This window comes from Clostridium sp. (assembly GCF_040797585.1).
Classification (GTDB): domain Bacteria; phylum Bacillota; class Clostridia; order Clostridiales; family Clostridiaceae; genus Clostridium_Z.
This window is the reverse complement of sequence record NZ_JBFNEO010000306.1, coordinates 1-2,153: the sequence shown is the minus strand read 5'-3', so window position 1 is coordinate 2,153 and position 2,153 is coordinate 1. Positions and strand designations below refer to the sequence as shown.

Sequence of the window (2,153 nt, the reverse complement as noted above, 5' to 3'; positions counted from 1 at the left end):
AGATATATTCTAAATAGAACCTTATATAGAATCATAATGCTTACAAGTATTTCAGGGGTAGTTGGATTTATCTTAAATAATACTATATCAAAACCTATATCTAAGATTTTTATGATGGAAATAGATGGAATAATTATTCCGCAAAAGCAAGTTATAATCACAATAGTATTTATTGGACTATTAACTATTGGTGCAACAATAATATCAATGTTCAGTATAAAAAAAATATCCACAGTAGAGCTTATGGAAGAATAGGGGGGAATTTAAATGGAAAGTATAGTTAAAGCAAGAGGGCTATGTAAATCATTTATTTTAGGTAAGACATCAAACAATGTATTAAAGAATATTAATTTAGATATATATGAAGGCGACTTTACTGTAATAATGGGGAGTTCAGGGTCTGGAAAATCCACATTATTATATTCTATTAGTACCATGGATAATCCTAGCGCAGGTAGAGTTGATCTCTTAGGAAAAGATATAACAAATATAGGTGAAAAGGAAGCTACAAGGGTTAGAAATAAAGATATATCATTTGTTTTTCAAAGTATAAACCTACTTTATGATTTAACTGTAAAAGAAAATATTACTTACTGCGGTTATTTAAACAATAAAGATAAGAAAGGTGTAAACAAAAAAGCAGATGAACTATTAAATAAATTAGATATAAAAGATATAGAGAATAAATATCCTTCAGAAATATCAGGAGGACAGCAGCAAAGGACTGCAATTGCTAGGGCATTAATAAATAATCCTAAGGTAATCTTTGGTGATGAACCAACAGGTTCTCTTAATTCTTCAACAGGAGCTAGGGTACTAGATATACTTACTCAGTTAAATGAAGGGGGACAATCTATAGTAATGGTAACCCATGATATAAAGGCAGCATCAAGAGGAAGTAGATTAATCTATTTAAAGGATGGAAGAATTGATGGGGATTTAACTCTTGGAAGATACAACGAAAAGGATTCAGATAGTAGAGAAGAGAAGATATTTGAATTTATAAAAGGTAAGGGATGGTAAAATTTAGAATTTATAATAAGTAAGAGATGGTAAAATAATGATATAATTAAAGTGGGGGTGAGTAAATGGGGGATAAAATTTTAGTTATTGAAGATGATAATGATTTAGGAAACTTAATAAAAGATTATTTAGAGATAAACGGATTTCAGGTGCTTATAGCTAATGATGGATTAAAAGGGACAGAGCTCTCAAATGATCCTAAGATAAAACTCATTATTTTAGATATTATGCTCCCACTTTTAGATGGAATTGAAGTCTGTAAAAGAATAAGGAAAATATCAAAGATGCCAATAATTATGCTATCGGCTAAGAGTGGAGAGATGGATAAGATACTCACATTAGGAGTTGGAGCAGATGACTATATAACAAAGCCCTTTTCTCCAATGGAATTGGTAGCAAGGGTGAAAGCTCATATAAGAAGGTATACTTCATTTTCTAATGATATACCATTAGATATAAAACAATTTGGAGATTTAATAGTGGATTCTAAGGGATATAAAGCTCTACTAAATGGTAAAGAGATAGCGCTTACCTCTAAGGAATTTCAAATATTAGACTTTTTTACATCTAATCCTTCACAGGTATTTTCAAAATCTCAGGTATATGAAAATGTATGGGGATACAGTGAGTATATGGATGAAAATACTATAGCTGTATACGTGAAAAGATTGAGAGAGAAACTTGGAGAATATGGTGAAAAGTCAATAAAGACAATATGGGGAGTAGGATATAAGTGGGAGATAATAGAGTAAAAGAAGATTATCTTAGTAAAAAAATTAGTATATTTACAGGATTAATATGGCTACTTGTTATAGTATCCTTTATATATTCTACTCTAATTCTAAAAAAAGATATTAAGAAAGAAGATAAGTCTAACCTATTAAGAATAGAAACTTCAATTCAAAGAGAAGCCATTAAGGAAATGTTTAAAGAAAATAACTATTACATGAAAGATGATTTTTATAATTATGGAGTTATAAACTTGAAAGGGGAAGTTATATTTTCTTCTATAGATGATTTTAATAAGGGCGAGAAGATAAATTTTGAAAATGAAATAGGTTATGATAATGCCTTTCTTAATAGAAACAATGGTTTAATTAGATATAGTACTCCTTTAGTTAAGGATGGTG

Annotated in this window: 4 protein-coding genes; all 4 read left to right on the top strand. The window is 29.3% G+C overall.

The window, feature by feature from the left end; all coding sequences use genetic code 11:
- Positions 1 to 255, top strand: a 255-nt coding sequence (locus AB2369_RS13060; RefSeq protein WP_367666906.1) for a hypothetical protein, incomplete at its 5' end; no start/stop codon positions are given.
- 12 nt (positions 256 to 267) lie between these two features.
- Positions 268 to 1,023 carry an ABC transporter ATP-binding protein gene (locus AB2369_RS13055; protein ID WP_367666905.1) on the top strand — a complete coding sequence of 252 codons (756 nt, stop codon included), beginning with the start codon at positions 268 to 270 and terminating at the stop codon, positions 1,021 to 1,023.
- 65 nt (positions 1,024 to 1,088) lie between these two features.
- A complete protein-coding gene (locus tag AB2369_RS13050) occupies positions 1,089 to 1,775 on the top strand; it encodes a response regulator transcription factor (RefSeq protein WP_367666904.1) in 687 nt (228 codons plus the stop codon).
- On the top strand, positions 1,757 to 2,153 hold a 397-nt coding region (locus AB2369_RS13045), incomplete at its 3' end, for a hypothetical protein (RefSeq protein WP_367666903.1). The genes AB2369_RS13050 and AB2369_RS13045, both read left to right, overlap by 19 nt.